This window comes from Halovalidus salilacus, assembly GCF_031852275.1.
GTDB lineage: Archaea > Halobacteriota > Halobacteria > Halobacteriales > Natrialbaceae > Halovalidus > Halovalidus salilacus.
Genome location: NZ_CP134701.1, coordinates 50,138 through 67,456 on the forward strand (window position 1 = coordinate 50,138; position 17,319 = coordinate 67,456).

The following is a 17,319-nucleotide window of genomic DNA, read 5'->3' on the forward strand; positions in this document are numbered from 1 at the left end:
GCGTTGTCTGTCCTTGTTGGTTAATATGCTGACGAGGAAATCGATTGGATTGTATTGAACGGGAGACATGCCGGTTCATTTCGGGATCCGATAACACCCGATTTCGTCGGAGCCACACTCGGGACATTCATTAGCATCCGAAGAGAGGTTCGTCCCGCACTGGCGGCACTCGGTGACCCTCTCTGTGTTCTCAGTGGAGAGCAGCCGAGCAACAAGTGCGCGGACGCTCATGAGTTATCCAATTCTGACGGCTCTGAATTAATTGTTCTGGTTGACTATCCCACGAAAACCCTGCATAGAACGCTACTAACCCACCAAAGTCTTATTTCTGATACCATTCAATGTTCGTGTGGAAGGAACACTGTCACACGCTCCTTCCATCCCCTTTCCATGCCCGACGACACACAGATACTCGGTTGCTGTCCGGATTGCGGTGACCGTATCCCGACTGCGTGGACTCTGGTTGAATACGAGAAGGATGATGGCACAGAAGCGGTCTGGGCCGAGTGTCCGGGGTGTGGGGACGTTGTCGCACCGAAGTGATGCACTCAAACTCTAATCGATGACCTCGGAATCCCTCCGCGAGCAGCCCGGGGATACAATCAAAGAGTGCTGGAACAGCTTAATCGGATTTTTCGATGAAATCGCTCGAACCGATTACCTGAACGGGTCTAGTCAATCCACTGGTACTCGGTTTGCTCCGCCTGTCGGAAATTTCGCTTCTTGATGATAACGTAGTGAGAGAGAACACCAGTACCGTGTCCTACGGTGGATTATGTCCTGCATTGAGTGGTGCATACGAGTCTGTGTGGTAGGCGACCCGCCAGAGTTTGAGGACGGCACGGGTGACCAACGCTTCTGGAGTCTGTCTGATACAAGACGCTTTGACCTCGTCTGGATCTGAACTCGCATCGGGCGGTGGATGATAGTGTTCTAATCCAGGGACATGAACATAGTCTCCTCCGTGAGGGTGCTTTCCCCAGCGGAAATTTATCTCGTCCGTGTCCGTGTAGTGGAACTTGTAATCATCCCGGGTCGTCCACTGAATCTCGATTTTGGCCTCGTCAGCATCACACAGTCCATCGTCGAAAGCAACTTCGAGAGCTGATGGATTGAGATAGTCATTAAGTTCGGGTGTCGCAAGTGGTTCCATCTCCTCGATAATACCACGAACGCTCATCTGTAGCGGTGGATACTTTCTCATGACTGGAGTTCGTAGTCTGCTACAGCATGGTCAGCAGAGAGAGCGTCAGCAAGGTGTTTCTGCCTGACAAAGAGGACTGTTTGGAGTACCTGCGTGATCACCGGTGGCCGAACGGGGTGACGTGTCCGCACTGCGAGAGTGCGGACACGATCAAAGAAGGGAACAACCAGAAAGGGTGCGCAACGCTACCAATGTAAGAACTGTAATAGTATTTTTAATGATCTCACTGAGACTATCTTTGCGGAACATCAGCTTTCCATCCCTGAAATGTTTCACATCATCAGCAAAATGGAAGGGCACACAACCAACGATATCTTTCAAGAACTTGATCGGACATACAAGACAGTCTTGGACTTCGTGCATGAAGTCCAAGACGCCCTGGAGGAAGATCCCGAATTTGCCCTCTACGGTGTCTGTGAAGCTGACGAAGTCTACGTCGTTGCGGGTGAGAAAGGCACCAAGCAGGCGAGTCCGCGCTCGCGCGGACTCAAAAAAAAGGGACGCGGAACCTTCGAGTCAGACAAACCGCCAGTCGTGACACTCGTCCGTCGGAGCGACGGACGAGTTCGGTTCCTCGTTCGCGAGAATCTCGAAGACGTAGACGAAGACATCGTTGAATACGGCGATGAAGACGATCCAGCGATCCTCTGCACAGATCAGTACACCATCTACGATGGAATCGACGAGTACGACGAGATTGATGGCCATCTCGCCATCAATCACGACGACCACTACGTGGTCGGAGATGCTCACACGAACAGCTGTGAGAACCGCCACAGTTTCCTTCGCAACTGGTTGCGAAGGTTCCGAGGTGTCTCAAAACACCACTTACAGGGCTATCTGAACTTCCTCAGCCTCACACTCAACACAGACCAGTGGTTCGAGAAAATCCTAAGTACTGACTTCTACAGATGAGCGTACCACGAATTGTCAGCAGTGCTGGACGGTCCGTGGCCCCACGAAGCGTGTGGATTTCCGCCCGATCAGACGAATCCGACATCGTCAGGCAGGGACGCTATCGTCGGTTGAACGACGGTCGCCGTCGACGAATTGCTCGGCATTTCCGATCGAAAGAGCAGCGTTCGCGAATGCAAGGTTTCGACGGAGTGTTTTCCACTCACGAATCGTCTCTGGATCGATCTCATCCTGTTGGGAACCGGACTCGGTGAGTGCCTGATTCGTCTGATCAACAGCCAACGCTTCGGGTGACTCGACACCGAACGTAGACTGGTACTCGGTGAGCTGCTCACGCATGTCCTGAATTCGAGTGATGAGTTCGTCGGTCGAGACGTGCTCAAGGATGTCGGCAGCCTGCTCAACGACGAGCGATTCGGGTGAGCGGCGATAGAGTGTGCCACCGTGTTCACCGGTCGTCGTCTCGACGAATCCCTCGTCAGAGAGTGTGTTCAGGTGCTTTCGGGCGGTCTTCGGAGCCGTCCGTGCATCATCAGCAACCGACTCAGCAGAGACGGCACTGTACGTATGGCCAATAACGTGACGAATGCGCTCGTAGGGTGTCGTTTCAGATTCCCAGTCCTCTCCGACCGCTTCATTGACATCTGCAAACTCCTCCAGTGGATCTCGATCATTCATATAAAAATCCACGGTGTGTAGGAACATAGTATTTTGGGATGGTACTATATTCCCATCAAGAGAGTTCCTCGTGTATACGCTTTCAAACGTCGATATGTTCGTCGGCCAGCATAACAGATCGGTTGAGCGACAACGGTGGCGAAGACGCTAACCCAGTGGGATCGAGCCACCGACAGAAAACTGCCGAATCAGTACCAACGGGAGACACAGACTGTGTCCCTTGAAGTCCGGAATCACTTCAAAACAGCCATTTCGTTTAACCGCAGAAGTACAGTTATGTAGAATGGCGGAAAGACCGAATAGCGAGACAATCAATGGCTGAATCGACAGATTCACCAGCAAGAGTGAGTAAGCGAATGACACCGAACGCCTGAGCAGCCTGTTTGGGACGAACCGCCACGTTAGCGGGTCTCACGCGGATGTTCCTGTCCTTTGTAGCCAGAACAAACTTTGCTAGACCCATCGACCTGTATCGGTCCGTCTGTGATCTGATGAAGAAGTTTTCCAGACGACAGGGAAGCCGCGCTGGCAACAAGACGGAGTCGGATATGCAGCTGTTCGGTAGGATATTAGAAGGTTGCAAATGACAGATATACCGTTCACGATCCCCCGACTTGACAGACCAAATTTTAGAGACCGAACATGAGGAGCAGTAGACTCCATGAGATAACCCCCCAACCCCCGTCATCGATGTGTAAACAGAGGAGTAGGGTAGGGGGAACTCTCATGGGACAAACAACGAGAGTCGGGATTAACACCCTGAAACGGTTGCTAACGAAAGAAATCGCGTAGTGAGAGCAGTATAGTGATAGAAAGATTATGCTTGGTTAGTCGGAGTTCCACTCCTCCTAATTTACACGTGGAAATCTAGTACGGTTATGGTTACAGTGTATTATATATAAAACTTCGTCAGACAATATCTATGTATTATGAGGATATAATTCTGGCCGCTGAGCTGTTCTTCTTCGTTGCTATGCCCTTATGGTCAGTCTTACGTCCTCTTCTTCTCGTTACCCCCTTTCCTCTCATGGTTTTACACATCGATGACGGGGGGAGGGGGTCACAAAATTTCGTTTCGTGAATTTATCTGTCCGTTAGACCCAGTGTGCAAGTGACTATTCTTCTTGTCTCAAATGCATCGACTTACTGTTCGGAACTCTCTCGGACTCTTCTTTTTCGCTATCTTGATTTTACACATCGAACATGGGGTGTGTTCCAAACTCAAAGCTCGATCGGATTCTCACTCTCCGTGGAATTCATTCAGCTGAGCATTCACGACTGAACGAAGGAGCTCTTGTTGCTTGACTATTCCCTCTAGACGGGTGTCATCGACAATCCGAGTCATCATCCCTTCAGGATCGCCCGTGAATGTAAACTCCATATACATTCCGCCACCTCGTCCGCGGCTCTTCCGGGCTGTTGAAATCAACCCGTACGTCGAGAGTTCTTTGACATATTTGACGTACGTTTCGCGAGTCATCTGGTCAGCATCGAGTTCGTTCGTCACCCACTGATAGACTTTGAACCCGACCGGGCTTGGAACAGAGCTGCCCGTCCGGTTCGAGTATTGCGCAACTGCTGCTGTTGCGTATAATGAAATCTTCTTTTGTGTTGTGAGTCCCTCTACGAGTTTCATTGAGCGGTCTTTGTCGATTTCCTCCTGAGATTCTCGAACGTGGTCTTCCGTGACCTCTTCATCTCCCCGTTCGTCTGCGAGGTCACCGGCACCGCGGAACAGGTCGATTGCCTTTCGTGCGTCACCGTGACTTTGTGCAGCGAATGCCGCCACGAGCGGAATCACGTCGTCCTCGAGAGCATCTTGGCGGAACGCATCACGTCGATTTTCGAGAATTTCGCGCAACTGGTTCGCGTCGTAGTCGGGGAAGTAGACATCACGTGGATTGAATGAGCTCTCGGCACGGCCGTCAATATCTTCCATAAATTTTGGATCGTTCGTCAGCGCTGCGACGGATACGCGACCTTCGATTTCGTTCGTGTTGCTCGCCCGTGATAGCTGATAGAGAAGTTTCGAGTATGCAGGCTCATCGTTTTCGCGCCGGCCGACCAGGAGGTCTATCTCGTCGAGGATGAAGATGACCGAATCATAGTACCCATTGATTAGTTCGTACAGACGTCGGTACTTGCGCTTCGTCGAGACACCGGTCTCTGGTACACCCACTTCCGTACCAACGTCCTGCGCGACGGTTTGAACGAGTTCGTAGACGGCCTGATCGAGAGTATTGATTGGCTGGCAGTTGATATCGACAACGCCGAACCGTTCACCCTTGGATTGGCAGAGTTCGATGATCTGTTGTGTGACGGCCCCGATGATGAGTGACTTACCTGTTCCTGCAGGACCGTACAGCAGCATATTCGGTGGTCGATTTCCCTGGAGAGTCGGCTTCAGAAACGAGACGACGGACTCGAGCTGATCGTCACGGCCGACGATCCGTTCCTCATCGATAATCGTGTCTGGTTCGACGAGGTCACGGTTGACGAAGACCGATGCGTCTCCATCATCATCGAGCATATCACGGATAGACCGCTGAATGCTCTCTTCGGTAGATCCCTGATTTGGGTTCTTGTCCCCGGCAGCATTCTCACGAGCGGATTCTATCTGCTCCCCATCCGATGTAGAACTTGTTTCTTCATCAAGGGTAGACTGGTCCGTCTCTTCTTGATCACTACCGGCCATATGCCTGTTGTACGCCGGAGGATTAAAAAGATTAACCACTGTCGATGTTTATTCACGCGCTGTATCCGATATACAGCCTGAATTTAGGGGTTTCACGGCTCATTGGTTGGGACCGACACCGAAGTACATCTGCTCAAAGGCTCCCCCGTCATTGATGTGCAACACAGAATCGTCGACTCTCATGTGAATCAGCACGTCTATGATTGGAACCAGTCGTTCCCCTCCCCATCATTGAAGTGCAAGTCGCCCGTCTGACCCCCCGTCATCGAAGTGTAAATACTGGGTCGAACATCCCCCCGTCATCGATGTGAAAATCAGTACAGCCTCCAACTTTTGCTGTATGACACGCGGTTTTTCACTTCGAAGACGGGGTGTCTACCTGATAGCGAACCACGTGTTCTTTCTGGAATGCCCCTACTCGTCAGGATTGACTGGACCCTTGTACTTCGACTTCACTTTGTCACCTTCTCGCCACTGCCAGTAGTAGTAGCGGTTGTCGTTGATCTCTTTGATGGTGATCGTGGCCTTCGACGGGACGTTGTCCGGAAGATCGTCCGGCCGCTCGTCAATCTCGTCTTCTTCTGATTCCTCTTCGAGACGGGCCTCACGAGCTTTGTGCTCTGCCAACTCTTCGGCGTAGCGTGCAACGTGTTGGAGTTGGTCCGGAGAGTAGCCGTTGAGTGTATTGACGATATCTGTTGGGAGTTCCGCTGGCGGTGTCGGTGGCTCGTAGGACATTAGCTGTCGCCTCGTGTTAACCAACAAAGCATGCAGTAGCATAGTTTTGTTGGTTAATCAGATATCGTCTCGTCACGGGCTGAAGAGAGAAAATAGCAAACAACTCAGGAATAGAGCGTGCCGTTAGACTCAGTCCGGGCGGGGGGCGTTTTCGTACTTGACCATCTTCTCGGGCTTGTCGGAGATGGTGTCGTAGATCTGCTGGAGTGTCTCCTCCGCGGCGAGTAGATTGTGCGTCTCCAAGAACTCCCGACCCTCTTCGGTGAGACTGTAGAATTTCCATGGGTAGCCCTGCCGGCGCTGGTCGTCGTCCAAAGCGACCTCCTTGACAATGCCAGTGTCGATGAGCTTCTGAATGTGCTTGTAGACGGTGGCGTCGCTCACGCTGGGGTTGAGTTCCTCGAGTTCGTACATCGAGGGCAGCTGGTCGGGGTGCTGGAGGATGTTGTTGATCAGTGCGAACCGCGTCTGTTGGGTGACGAAGTGGACGAGTTCGCGGGACTCCATCCCTGCAGCCGTCCCCAGGTCAGTGCTCATACGACACAATACACGTCCTGGCGCCAAGTAGTTTACTCCTGAGTAAATCACTTTTGAGTAAACTACATTTGATTGAACTAGTAATTTACTGCATAAACCATATCTCACGGCGGTGAGAGAATTCGTGTATGTCCGACGAGGAGCCGCCCGTCCCCGAGGAGGTCCTCACCAGTGCGAAAGACCAACTCGATGATGAAGAGATCTCGCTGGTGGACAACGAGGAAATCCTCCACGCCCTGAGCGAGCTAACGCCTGTCTATGAGAACGATCAGTCGTACTTTGTGTTGGGGAACTACGACCGAGAGCCGATCCGGCGGCTGAATCTCGTGGTCGACCGGCTCAACCGACGGCAGGACGCCTACGCCTTCCGGATGGTCGACATCCGTGGCGAGTGGGATAACAGCATCCAGAAGTTCTGCCTGATCGCTGACATCGTTACGTATCTCGTCGGTGTCGCCGAGAAAGAGCCAAGCGACTTCCTCGTTGAGCAGGGTCTGCTTGTTGGCACGACCGAGTACTTCGCGAAGAGTCACGTACTCAAGCGGGAATACGAGGACGAGGAGTACCCCTTCGGCTGGATGCAGGACGGCGTCTTCGAGCTATTCGCCCGAGATGGGCGGTTGTATCACTGGAAGACCGAAGAGGGACTCGTCGACGTGACAGAAGAACTCCCATGATAGCGGGTGGGGAAGAGATTGCCTGATTAACCAACGAAAGAGGTGTACAGGACGGTATGTTGGTTAATTGGGCTCAGTCCGTATCAGTTGGGAGTCGACCATCCGGTTGCGAACGTCTCCTATGCTGCCTCCATCCGGCGCAACCGCACAGGATCATGCACTCGCTCCTGAAAGAGGTCCTCAGATGCCCTGCAGCCACAGGAAGGGACTTCGCTGAAGTCACCACCTCTCAGGAATAAAAAACCAACCACCGTCGGTACCCCGGTTTCTCAGCGACCGATGGTGCCCTGGCGCGTGACCGGCGCGTCGGGATTGATGGTGAACGCGACGATAGTAGTATCCTCGGTTGCAGTGATGGCCACGTCGCGGTCGCCGGTCACGAGTGCGCTTTCGGTGTACCCGACGGACTCCTCACCGACCTCGACGGCGCCGTCGAATACGTACAGGTAGGTATGCCAGCCTGGTCGCGACGGGAGCGTGGTCGTGGTGCCGGCGACGAGTCGGCAGTCGTAGAAGTCGACGTCGAAGTGAAGTAGAGCTGGATGTGCTCGTAGATCAGCGTCCGGGGGAGGTCCGCATCATTCTCCAGAGAATACCCACCTTCACCGAAGAAATGATCAACGAATCCGTCCACAAGAGTAGTGAAGCCCAGCCCATCACGGAGTTTCAAGATTGGTATGACGTCGAGAATCGCTTTCTGCGAGCGACTGAACCTTCCTGATATGAGACCGTTCTCTGGATAATTCTAATAATATCACCCTAAACGTCACAACGAATTCCCGAGGAAGAATGCTTGTAACCCTTCTCTTCGGCTTCACTCACTAAGAGTACAAATATCTTTTAGACTCTAGGCAGTACGCTTATTCGGCTGAAAGCGCCCCCGGTGCGTGAACACCGGAGACGACACCGCCAGATATGACAGCACCAGATACTCACAGCACTGCGAGTGATAACTCTGTCTTTCAGGGTCCTGAAGACAGACCAGACACTCCCGCCAACGACCGTGTATCGTGTTACGAAACGCTCTTCGCCACAGAGAGTGGCGTAGATGGGGCGATCAACTGCGCAATCGAAACGTTCGGTGCAGTCACTGACCGACAAGAGGTCCAATTCCCATCGTCAGAACTCCAGGAATGCCTGGATACACTACATGGGGGTGATAAGTAATATGCCGACTGCTGCACAGACACGAGCCCTGCTCGCAGACATGACCTGGGAGCCGGTGAGCACGCTCACACCAGGGCAACGAGTCATCACCTTCGACAAAACACCACGCGATCACCGGTACCGAATGTACCGCGTCGGAGAAATCACCGACGTTGAGGCCTGCAAGGCAGAAACGACCCAAATTATAACGTCCGACGCTACTGTTTCCGTCTCGACCAGCCACAAGTTCCTCGTTCAGAAGTGGAACAAGTCGATGTATCGCGAAGTTGGGGAACTTGACGTAGACGACGAAATCTATAGGTTCGCCGCCCCAAACGGATACGAAGAGAACGATGCCTACCGGGAAGGATACATCACAGGTGCATTTTGTGGCGATGGCAGCGTCCCGGGATGGAAAGACAGAGTCGAAGACCCTAGGAACACTGGTTCGTACATCAGTTCCGTGGATGAGGAGGTCGCACGGACTGTCGTCAAGTACGCCGACCACGTAGTCCCGGAGTTCGAATTGTCGCTAAAACGACGGCAGTATAGCGACAGCTCGGAGACGGCGTTGATGCCGGTGTCACCCGGTGCCTGTGACGAGACCATTCGAGACAGATTGACGTCAGAGCGTCCTTCAAACGACGAGGACTACGCTCGCGGATTCTTGGCAGGATTGATGGACACTGATGGAACCTACCCGGAGGGGAAGGAGCTGGGGTACTGTCAGTACGAAGGGCCGATATTCGAGCAGGTCTGTGAGTACCTCGATCTGTTGGGATACGACTGGAGCCACGACGAGGGAGAGAAAGGGGAGTACTCCGACAAAATCCGCCTCACACCAGGAAGAGAAACGGGCAGAGCATTCGAACATCTGCTGGAAACCCGTCCCAAAGTCAGCCGGAAGCGATTAGCCTTTGTCGGAAATCGACGAATTAGCGGTCAAATCCCGATCAACTCAATCGAGCCGAAAGAAGAGAACACGGTGTATCACGTGTCAACCACGGAGGGAACGCTGATCACAGAGGGTATGTTGTCTCATTCACCGTGAAGATGGGATAACTCCATGCCTGTGTCGCTCTCGCCAGCGACATGGCGTTTTCACGCCTTTTCTTCAGGGTGAGCGTGAAGGTACTGTCCCGTCGCCGGGGAATCTCGCCTTCAGCTGGAGCCCCGTGTCGCGGTCGAGAGCCACGCCTTGGCGGCTTCTTCAGCGTCGTCAGCGGAGATCGTCCCACTCGTCTCATCCGTATCAACGGCGGCTTCAATCTCGTCGATCGCAGCGGCGAACAGCATCGTGCTCTTCGTCGTCCAGATCCGATCCTCGTCGCGGTCGTATTCGACGATACCGTACTGATCGAACACCGGAAGGTGCTCATCACGGAGCCTCTCGGCAGCGTCTTGGATTTGCTTCCCGGAGACGAAGTGATTCTTGATGTCGTCGTCAAGTGCAGCAATGTCGATGACGAGGTGCGTCACGCGGGGTTCGTACGGCTCGGTTGGGTCCATCATCATCAGCTCTTCCACCCCCCTGAGAAGGCGTCGACGCGTGTCGGATGTAACGAGTTCGGCGAGTTCCTCGGGGGCGAGATCGATCGGCATCGGATCTTCGATCATGCGTCTACCTCACCTCCGCGCTCGGATTCCGGTGAGTAGCAGGACGATTCAGTGCGGCGGATGACCTCTGCGAGGCCAGCGGTCGCGTCGGTGGGAGCGACCTGCTTGCTTCGAGAGTCGTACTTCACCGCGCTGATCTCGTGGAGTGTATCCAAGTGCATCTGCGTCAAGGCGATGTAGACGCGGCTACGCTGTTCGCTCGTGACCGCGCTGGGTTCGATCCCGTTCTCGACTGCAGCGATTTCGACGGCGAGGTCGCCGACGCTGATTGGGCTATCGGATGTGTCGAGCGAGAGCAGCACCTGCCGTCTTCGGCCGTTGCTGATCGCTTCGAACGCGTCATCCGGATCGAGCGGGATGACACGGTAGTTCTCCCCGGCTGCTGTGTATCCGTGCATCAGAGATCAACCCCCTGAGCGAAGCCCTCGCCTTTCGGTGTCAGTAGCTGTACAGATTTCTGGAGAGCGTCAGGCAATTGTACAATCTTGACGGTTTGCATCCGTGCTTCGCCGAGCGTCATGTCGTGGTACTTGACGCGCCGATGGACGGACTGGCGACACGCGTCACAGAGATCGCTCTCGCAGCCTTGGTTATAGGGATCGTTCAGCAGGATATCAATACAGCACCTCCCCCAGTTCAGCCAGTCCTCGTGGATGTGCGTAGTCTCTCCCGGGCCGAGACCGACTCGACCACCGGGGAACGCGACGGACTGCACTTCAAATTTGAAGAGGTCACAGTCCACCTCCCTGACACCGCACAGCAGAAGCTCGCACCTTCGCTGTTTGAGGGCCTTCTTTTGGCTGTACTGGACGTTCTTATTCATCCTTGGCAACCTGACTATCGTTGTTTATCGTGGCGAGTGATTTCGGATCCCACTCTTCGATCCGGGCAGCAGTCCAAGCGGCTGCTGACGCGACCTTCTCGTCATCTCGACCGGGTCGGTCCGGCCGTACCACAAGCCACTGCAGGCTCGTCGCTGGCGTCACAGTGATCGTTTGCTCGGTAGCATCATACCCAATCATCCGGAGTTCGCACATCCGTGGTAGCCACTTTTCTTCGAGTACTGCGGAGATAATCTCGATCTGCCCGTCTGGAACCTGATTATGCGAGTTTTCGTGTTTGGCGAGTGCCTCTGCAGCTTCGTCGAGCGGGACTGCAATCGTCTCATCTGAGACTCCAAGTCGGCGGTTGTGCAGTTGTGTGAGCAGTTCCATCGACTTGTCTGAGCCGACGGTTTCGAGCGCGGTCGACTTCGGATGACCGAGCATCATTGTCCCCCCGGCCACTCGCTCGTGTCGGCGTCCCGGAATAGATCGCTGTCAGCGCGCCCCTCGGTCCGCGTAGCGAGTCGATCGACGCTGGTGAGCAGGTCGGATAGTTCCAGGAGGTCGTCCGTCGCTTCGACCTTCTGTGGCCGATCGTGGTATCGTACAAGGCCAAGTTTGTCTAACAGCGGCAGGTGCGTCTGCACCAATGTGACGTACACACTCCTGCGGGCATCAGGGTCTACATCTCCAGGTTCGATCTGGTCACGAGCTGCAACGATCGCGCACGCAAGCGTATCAACTGGGACGTAGCGACCTATCTCGATATCGTCGTTCCTACGCAACAATGCTAAGATCCGGATCGTCTGCCGTCGCCGCCGGTTACAGGTGGCTCGGTAGATGTCACGGGCTGCCATATCGACTCTGGTTTCGCTAAGGTCGACTCCGCCGTCAGGGATGGCGTCACGGCCGTCAGCATCAGCTTCACGTCGCTCAATCTGAACGGTGCTGTACCCGGCGCTAACTCTGATGTAGCCATCTTCTTCGAGATCTCGAAGGATCGTCTGGAGGTACGTTTTCGGGAGCAGTGTTCGACCGCGAAGCTGCTCGAACGTAACCTCACCACGCTCGTCGAGGTACTCAAGGACAGTCTGTGCGTCGGCGTTCAGAGCGGCAGTGTGATCCTCGGCTGTGGGTTCGAACCCAGCACCAGGGTTATCACTTCTGCCGCGCGTATCATCGTTTGCCGTCATGGTTGGCGGCGCGGGGTCGGTGCTCCTACACCTGGCCCCACTTTTCCCGACGCCGAGTGACAACGCCGAGTTCCTGCGGGACCACCGCGCGCAGTCAACCGTTAATTGTGTATTGTAAAGAACCTTTGGGTGTTTAGATACCGCATTTATATAGTCTATATCAAAACATCATGTCTAACGCTGTTTGAACTTTACAAAGGTACAATTCCACGCTAACACTTTTACCACTGTGGACAAAAGGTAGAAGTACTGCATGGCATCGAACGATCAGACGACATTCGACTCCGTCGGCGACTGGGGCGGGTTACAGTCGGAAATCCCGACTGGCACAGCCTTCGACGAGGAGATATCCGACGCCGATCGCGAGGTCCTCCAACGCTTCGAGGAGAAGATGGATGTCATCAACGCAAAGACGGATCGCTTCAAAGACAGTTACAAAGAGACGCTCCTGTACTGTTGCCACGAGTTCGCTGTCAACGTCGGCGGCCTCGCCACGACGCTTCAGGATGACGCCGAAGGGCGGGAAGCAGTCAACGACATCTGCCTTTGGCTTGACGATCAGGATCTGTCTCCATACACGATGGAATCAAGTCTCTCGTCGCTCCGCGTGTTCGGGCACCTGATGCTAGACTATACGCCCGATGCAGAGTTCGATGAGGAAGAACTCCCGAAACGCTTTGCCGAGATTGACCCTGGTAAGTACACTCGGAATCTGGATCCCACACCGCTACCCTCCGAAGTCGTGACATACGAGGAGGCAATCGAGATGGCGAAGCAACAGGACAACCCTCGGGATGCTGCCCTGATCATCGTCCAGTGGGCAGCCGGTCTCAGGCCGATGTGCGAACTGCACCGGCTGCGGTATAAGCACGTCAAAGACGAGGGTGATCGATACGTCATCACAGTCCCAGACACGGCTAAGACTGGCTCCCGGACTGTCTACATTTACGCTGGCGTCGCTGTTCTCCGTAAGTGGCTCGAACAAGAGCATCCGGCGCACCTCGACAGTGAGCCGGACATGACTTCAGAGACGCCCATTTGGACTCATCACGGCGAAAATAAGCCGATCGTCTACGGTACCCTCTCGTCGGTATTCGAGCGGGCTGCAGACAACGCGGGAGTCGGAAAACCAACTTCGCCCCAGGGATTCCGCCGCTCGTGTGCTAGCTTCCACGCCCGCCAACCCTCAGCTGACGAAGAGATGCTTCGAGACAGATTCGGCTGGTCACGGCTATCCTCAGCGCCGTACCACTACATCGCCCGCTTCTCCGAGGCCCGTGCGGTCAAGACTGCTAAAGCACAAGGTCATGAGATCGACGAGGAAGAAGAAGATGATCCGGTGGCACCAGTCCGATGTGAGAGCTGTAACGAGTGGACAACTCGGGGATACGAGCACTGTATCTGGTGCTCGCATCCCGTCGGTGAAGAAGTACAGACGATCTCGGAATCAATTGAGCACCCGCACAAGGACGGAGCCGATCTCCTCGAAATGATCATGGAAGGGGAGGTGACAGCGGAGGATCTCAGATCGGCGAAAACGCTTGAACCGATTATCAAGACCCGAGCAGACTTCTGGATGGACATAGACGAGCTGATCACGCTAGCCGAGCGCTACCAAGACGATGATAACGAGACAGCGTCCGCGTTCGGCATCGGTGGCGTCGTTGCTTGGATGACGAGATACGCTAGTCGAGTGATGAAACGGTGGGTCAGACTACAGGATTCGATCCTCCGACTGCACCCTGCCATGCAGTACCCACCAAACCGGCGAACGGCAGCAGGAATCGGTGTCGGATGGCTTGTGATCGTAACGCTGAGTACCGCGATCCTCCTGTCGAACGGACTCGCAGCTGAGATCGCATCTGGCGAACCTCTCGCCGTAACCAGTGCCGTGCTCGGTCTCAGTCTCGGTGCGCTGTGGATACACTCGACATCGATAGACATTAACGATTTGCAGTCTGCGCTTCAGGAGTGAGGTCTCACGCTTTATCCTATAAACTGATACAGATCCCGCTCGGAGTCGCCTAATTTACCTCTCAATGAGCTGTTTCACCGGTTTTCTTCCCAGCTGCCATATATAACGGGACGGAAACTCAATATACTCCCCTGTGCGATTACACTACTTCTCGCACAGAGATGGACCTGACATGGCCGGGAGGAAATTAGTATTTTTGAGCCTGTCATAGAAAGCGTCACGTACGAAACAGCGGAGTGCGGAATGTGTCCAGTACAACCGCAACCCTGCAAGATGTAGCTTCGGTAGAAGGTTTCTTGAGTGTCGCAGGTACCGAGACAGTTACGCTGTTTTGAACATCTCGACTTCGATCAATCTCTGATGACACGGTCGAAGATCTGGAAAAGGGCCGTGAAGAGGCAGAGGGAGGCGAAACAGTGACCGCGGAAAAGGTACGCGAGCGACTGGGTCTGGATGACTGACGTCGAGTACACCGAGAAGGCTATCAAGCACCTAGAAAATCTCGATTCGCAGGTCGCCGACCGCGTCATGAACAAGGTAGATGAAGCGACCGACTGGACCGAGCATCGCCTCGAACCGCTCTCGGGCTATCCGTACTACAAACTCCGGGCCGGGGATTATCGTGCCATCATCACGTGGGATCACGGCGACGACCTTCTTCGTTTTGAGGCTGTCGGTCACCGCCGAAATATCCACGACCGACATCTCCTGCCGTCACGGCGGTGCCAGTCAAACCAGCTACAGCACGTAACGAGAGAAAAGTACTTTAGGCACTCAAACTCGGCCGTTTCACTGCCAAAAGGACGACCCATTCAGCCCGTGAACGAAAGCCCGGCACGCCAGTAGGCTCAAAAATGGGGGGGCTGCGGTGGGACACCCCAAACTCTGAAAGAATGATCCGTCTGATTTGTGAACGATAGGATCGCAAGTCAACTGTTTAGTGTCAACCGGAAGCAATTAACACTCCTGTCTTGGTTAATATTGTTTATGTACTTTTCTTTACACTGAACCTTCGTTTCAATAGATAAGCTATACCACTAAATCCAGCAATCGTACTTCCAAAACTGAATCCTGGCCCAAATACATCATTGATATTATTTTTGCTAGAAGTACTAGCTGTGCTACTATCATGATGACCTAGTGTTTCAAGCAAGACCCGTGAGCCTTCACTTGATCCCGATATTTCTGTCTCTATTGCATACATATCGCCGTCGTTGCTCCCAAAATACACAGTTCCATCAACAACCGTCGGTGAAGAGGCTACGTTATTACCGCTTTCAAAAAACCATTTTTTTGACCCGTCCTCGCTATCTAAAGCGTATAGCCTGTTGAAGGAACCCACAAATACTCGTCCATCTGCTACCGTGGGTGAAGAAATAATCGAAAACCCAACCTGCAATTTTGAGGGGTCAGAAGTTTTGTCCGCCTTTGTGCGATTAGCAACCGGATCTCTTTTGTTCTCTGTGTGTTCAGCTATTGTCGACTCCGTGGACAGTGAGGCAGTGCTCCGGAGCTCGGTTAACCACAATAGTTCCCCGTCTCTAGTGTCAATTGCATATATGGTACCGTGTTCATCAGTAATATAAACTATTCCATTGATTGCTGTTGGTGATGATAACTCTGAACCTCTTGAACGTTGCTGCTGTGCTGATTTATGAAACTCCAATAATTGTGAAGGGACATCTGTGTCAATATCAAAAATCCACTGTTCAGAGCCATCCTCTGTATCTAGTGCAAAGAGGCTTTTGTCAAAACCACCAACAAATAATTTCCCATCACTCACCGTTGGAGACGAGCTAAAAGAAATACTTGCTTGTGAACTGATAATATCTGACATCTTGTTTGCGGTTAGTTTTTGTAAATAATCATTTCTACTGGTCAATTTGCTTTTAGTTATTGGCGCTTTTTTCGACAGTTGGTCAGTCTTACGAACCTCTGATACCCAAAGCAGTTCACCATCTTCGGCGCTTAGTGCATATATTTTACTTTCACCTCCTTTAATATAGACTGCTCCATCTGCGACTGTTGGTGATGATGTGATTAAATTGGTTGATTCCGGCTGCAATGACAACTTCTCCGATCTGTTCTCAATTACTGCTGGTGAGGACGTGTTTGTTTCAGTGTCAAAATCCCATAGGAGATCACCCTCTTGTTCATCAAGTGCGTATAATTTCGTGGAACTTCCAACAAAGATCCTATCATCAAGTACTGTTGGCGAAGAGATTATAGGGCCATCGCCCTCAAACCTCCAAAGCTCGGTCCCATCTTCTATATCTACTGCATATAGGTTAGCATCGTGGCTCCCGAGGAAAACAGTGTTCCCACTTACAGTTGGCGATGAAGACACGACATTGTCTGTTTCAAATTCCCACTTTTTGTCCCCGCTCACTCTGTCTATAGCATATAGGTTAGTGTCGTGACTTCCAAAAAAGACTGTATCGCTTGCTATCGTTGGTGAAGAGATAACTCTATCATTGGTTTCGAATTCCCAAACTGGATTTTTACCGCTGGTCTGTGCATTGGTTGGAATTACGCTCGTTATTGATCCGACACCGACGCCAGTGGCTGCTAACAGCATTTTTCTACGGCTCGTCTCTACTGATCGATTTCCCATAACACTATTATTCTGGTTTGACATATGCTGTAGCCGTCAGATACAAACATTATAATACTATTAGATATTTCAACAGAGTAGAAAATTCATACCATATTTAACAAAATATTACTGTATGAGTTTTCATAACAGTAATCATATTAAAATATAATTACTTATGATAATAACTAATACTAATTAGTAGTAATGCTATATGATTATGAGAACAAAAAATCGTTCTAAAATAGTAAGTTTCTAGAATAAAATAATGCTATATTAGCAAATTAATACAGATTTATGTATTACTGAAAAATTGGATTGATGTGTGTATCTCCCATAACGACCGACCACTCCACTTCCAGACTAAGTCCAGTATTTTCTTGATATTTTCAATTCCTCCAAGAGATTTTGGAGTATATCGGTGGGTTTGAGACCTTACGAATCTACTAATAGTTACTGAATGTGGAACGCCATTCTGCCTGTGTTGACTTTGAGCGTTTTGGTCAGCACACCTCGAAATTACTAGT

Annotated in this window: 17 protein-coding genes and 3 pseudogenes; 6 read left to right on the plus strand and 14 right to left on the minus strand. The window is 52.4% G+C overall.

The window, feature by feature from the left end; translation table 11 throughout:
• Nucleotides 1-75: 75 nt before the first annotated feature.
• A complete protein-coding gene (locus RJT68_RS20790; RefSeq protein ID WP_407040475.1) occupies nucleotides 76-231 on the minus strand; it encodes a zinc-ribbon domain-containing protein in 156 nt (51 codons plus the stop codon).
• Between the two features lie 159 nt (nucleotides 232-390).
• On the opposite strand from RJT68_RS20790, the gene RJT68_RS20795 reads away from it, so the two are divergent.
• A complete protein-coding gene (locus RJT68_RS20795; RefSeq protein ID WP_407040476.1) occupies nucleotides 391-543 on the plus strand; it encodes a DUF7837 family putative zinc-binding protein in 153 nt (50 codons plus the stop codon).
• A gap of 220 nt (nucleotides 544-763) precedes the next feature.
• On the opposite strand, the gene RJT68_RS20800 is transcribed toward RJT68_RS20795, so the two are convergent.
• Complete coding sequence (locus RJT68_RS20800) at nucleotides 764-1,204, minus strand: hypothetical protein (protein ID WP_128226556.1); 441 nt, start codon at nucleotides 1,202-1,204, stop codon at nucleotides 764-766.
• 26 nt (nucleotides 1,205-1,230) lie between these two features.
• On the opposite strand from RJT68_RS20800, the gene RJT68_RS20805 reads away from it, so the two are divergent.
• A protein-coding gene (locus RJT68_RS20805; RefSeq protein ID WP_407040477.1) for an IS1595 family transposase occupies nucleotides 1,231-2,119 on the plus strand; the annotation gives its coding sequence in 2 pieces (ribosomal slippage) (nucleotides 1,231-1,356 and nucleotides 1,358-2,119; 888 coding nt in all).
• Between the two features lie 87 nt (nucleotides 2,120-2,206).
• Here the strand turns inward: RJT68_RS20805 and RJT68_RS20810 are convergent.
• From RJT68_RS20810 to RJT68_RS20830, 5 genes and pseudogenes are all read right to left on the minus strand, one after another.
• Nucleotides 2,207-2,797 carry a DUF7342 family protein gene (locus RJT68_RS20810; RefSeq protein ID WP_128226441.1) on the minus strand — a complete coding sequence of 197 codons (591 nt, stop codon included), beginning with the start codon at nucleotides 2,795-2,797 and terminating at the stop codon, nucleotides 2,207-2,209.
• 404 nt (nucleotides 2,798-3,201) lie between these two features.
• Nucleotides 3,202-3,328, minus strand: a pseudogene (locus tag RJT68_RS20815) (IS1595 family transposase); the annotation flags it as partial.
• A 709-nt stretch (nucleotides 3,329-4,037) separates the two neighbouring features.
• A complete protein-coding gene (locus RJT68_RS20820; RefSeq protein ID WP_407040480.1) occupies nucleotides 4,038-5,327 on the minus strand; it encodes an orc1/cdc6 family replication initiation protein in 1,290 nt (429 codons plus the stop codon).
• Between the two features lie 579 nt (nucleotides 5,328-5,906).
• Nucleotides 5,907-6,230, minus strand: coding sequence for a hypothetical protein (locus tag RJT68_RS20825; protein WP_128226439.1), 324 nt, complete (start codon nucleotides 6,228-6,230; stop codon nucleotides 5,907-5,909).
• Between the two features lie 129 nt (nucleotides 6,231-6,359).
• Nucleotides 6,360-6,767 carry a helix-turn-helix transcriptional regulator gene (locus RJT68_RS20830; RefSeq protein ID WP_128226438.1) on the minus strand — a complete coding sequence of 136 codons (408 nt, stop codon included), beginning with the start codon at nucleotides 6,765-6,767 and terminating at the stop codon, nucleotides 6,360-6,362.
• Between the two features lie 128 nt (nucleotides 6,768-6,895).
• Between RJT68_RS20830 and RJT68_RS20835 the strand changes: the two genes are divergently transcribed.
• Nucleotides 6,896-7,444 carry a hypothetical protein gene (locus tag RJT68_RS20835; protein WP_128226437.1) on the plus strand — a complete coding sequence of 183 codons (549 nt, stop codon included), beginning with the start codon at nucleotides 6,896-6,898 and terminating at the stop codon, nucleotides 7,442-7,444.
• A gap of 269 nt (nucleotides 7,445-7,713) precedes the next feature.
• On the opposite strand, the pseudogene RJT68_RS20840 reads toward RJT68_RS20835, so the two are convergent.
• A pseudogene (locus tag RJT68_RS20840) lies at nucleotides 7,714-7,971 on the minus strand (pirin family protein); the annotation flags it as partial.
• A 641-nt stretch (nucleotides 7,972-8,612) separates the two neighbouring features.
• Here RJT68_RS20840 and RJT68_RS20845 point away from each other — a divergent pair.
• Entirely contained in the window at nucleotides 8,613-9,641 is a 1,029-nt protein-coding gene (locus tag RJT68_RS20845) for a hypothetical protein (RefSeq protein WP_128226436.1), read from the plus strand.
• Between the two features lie 110 nt (nucleotides 9,642-9,751).
• Here RJT68_RS20845 and RJT68_RS20850 read toward each other — a convergent pair whose 3' ends face one another.
• The 5 genes from RJT68_RS20850 to RJT68_RS20870 are packed head-to-tail and all read right to left on the minus strand — an operon-like array spanning nucleotide 9,752 to nucleotide 12,224.
• On the minus strand, nucleotides 9,752-10,207 hold the full coding sequence (locus tag RJT68_RS20850; RefSeq protein ID WP_128226435.1) for a DUF7344 domain-containing protein: 456 nt from the start codon (nucleotides 10,205-10,207) through the stop codon (nucleotides 9,752-9,754).
• Nucleotides 10,204-10,605: a DUF7344 domain-containing protein gene (locus RJT68_RS20855; protein WP_128226434.1), complete on the minus strand. Its 402-nt coding sequence runs from the start codon at nucleotides 10,603-10,605 to the stop codon at nucleotides 10,204-10,206. Before RJT68_RS20855 ends, RJT68_RS20850 begins: the two co-directional genes overlap by 4 nt.
• A complete protein-coding gene (locus RJT68_RS20860; RefSeq protein WP_128226433.1) occupies nucleotides 10,605-11,030 on the minus strand; it encodes a hypothetical protein in 426 nt (141 codons plus the stop codon). Before RJT68_RS20860 ends, RJT68_RS20855 begins: the two co-directional genes overlap by 1 nt.
• On the minus strand, nucleotides 11,023-11,421 hold the full coding sequence (locus tag RJT68_RS20865; RefSeq protein ID WP_407040434.1) for a hypothetical protein: 399 nt from the start codon (nucleotides 11,419-11,421) through the stop codon (nucleotides 11,023-11,025). The genes RJT68_RS20860 and RJT68_RS20865 overlap by 8 nt, the downstream gene beginning before the upstream one ends.
• A 53-nt stretch (nucleotides 11,422-11,474) precedes the next feature.
• Nucleotides 11,475-12,224, minus strand: a complete 750-nt coding sequence (locus RJT68_RS20870) for a DUF7344 domain-containing protein (protein WP_128226431.1) — start codon at nucleotides 12,222-12,224, stop codon at nucleotides 11,475-11,477.
• 253 nt (nucleotides 12,225-12,477) lie between these two features.
• Between RJT68_RS20870 and RJT68_RS20875 the strand changes: the two genes are divergently transcribed.
• Both RJT68_RS20875 and RJT68_RS20880 read left to right on the plus strand, forming a co-directional pair.
• The gene (locus tag RJT68_RS20875) at nucleotides 12,478-14,199 is read left to right on the plus strand and encodes a tyrosine-type recombinase/integrase (protein WP_128226430.1); all 1,722 of its coding nucleotides are present in this window, start codon (nucleotides 12,478-12,480) and stop codon (nucleotides 14,197-14,199) included.
• A 453-nt stretch (nucleotides 14,200-14,652) separates the two neighbouring features.
• Nucleotides 14,653-14,913 (plus strand): annotated as a pseudogene (locus tag RJT68_RS20880) (type II toxin-antitoxin system RelE family toxin); the annotation flags it as partial.
• Nucleotides 14,914-15,184: 271 nt separating this feature from the next.
• On the opposite strand, the gene RJT68_RS20885 reads toward RJT68_RS20880, so the two are convergent.
• Nucleotides 15,185-16,837, minus strand: coding sequence for an outer membrane protein assembly factor BamB family protein (locus tag RJT68_RS20885; RefSeq protein WP_128226428.1), 1,653 nt, complete (start codon nucleotides 16,835-16,837; stop codon nucleotides 15,185-15,187).
• Nucleotides 16,838-17,319 lie beyond the last annotated feature (482 nt).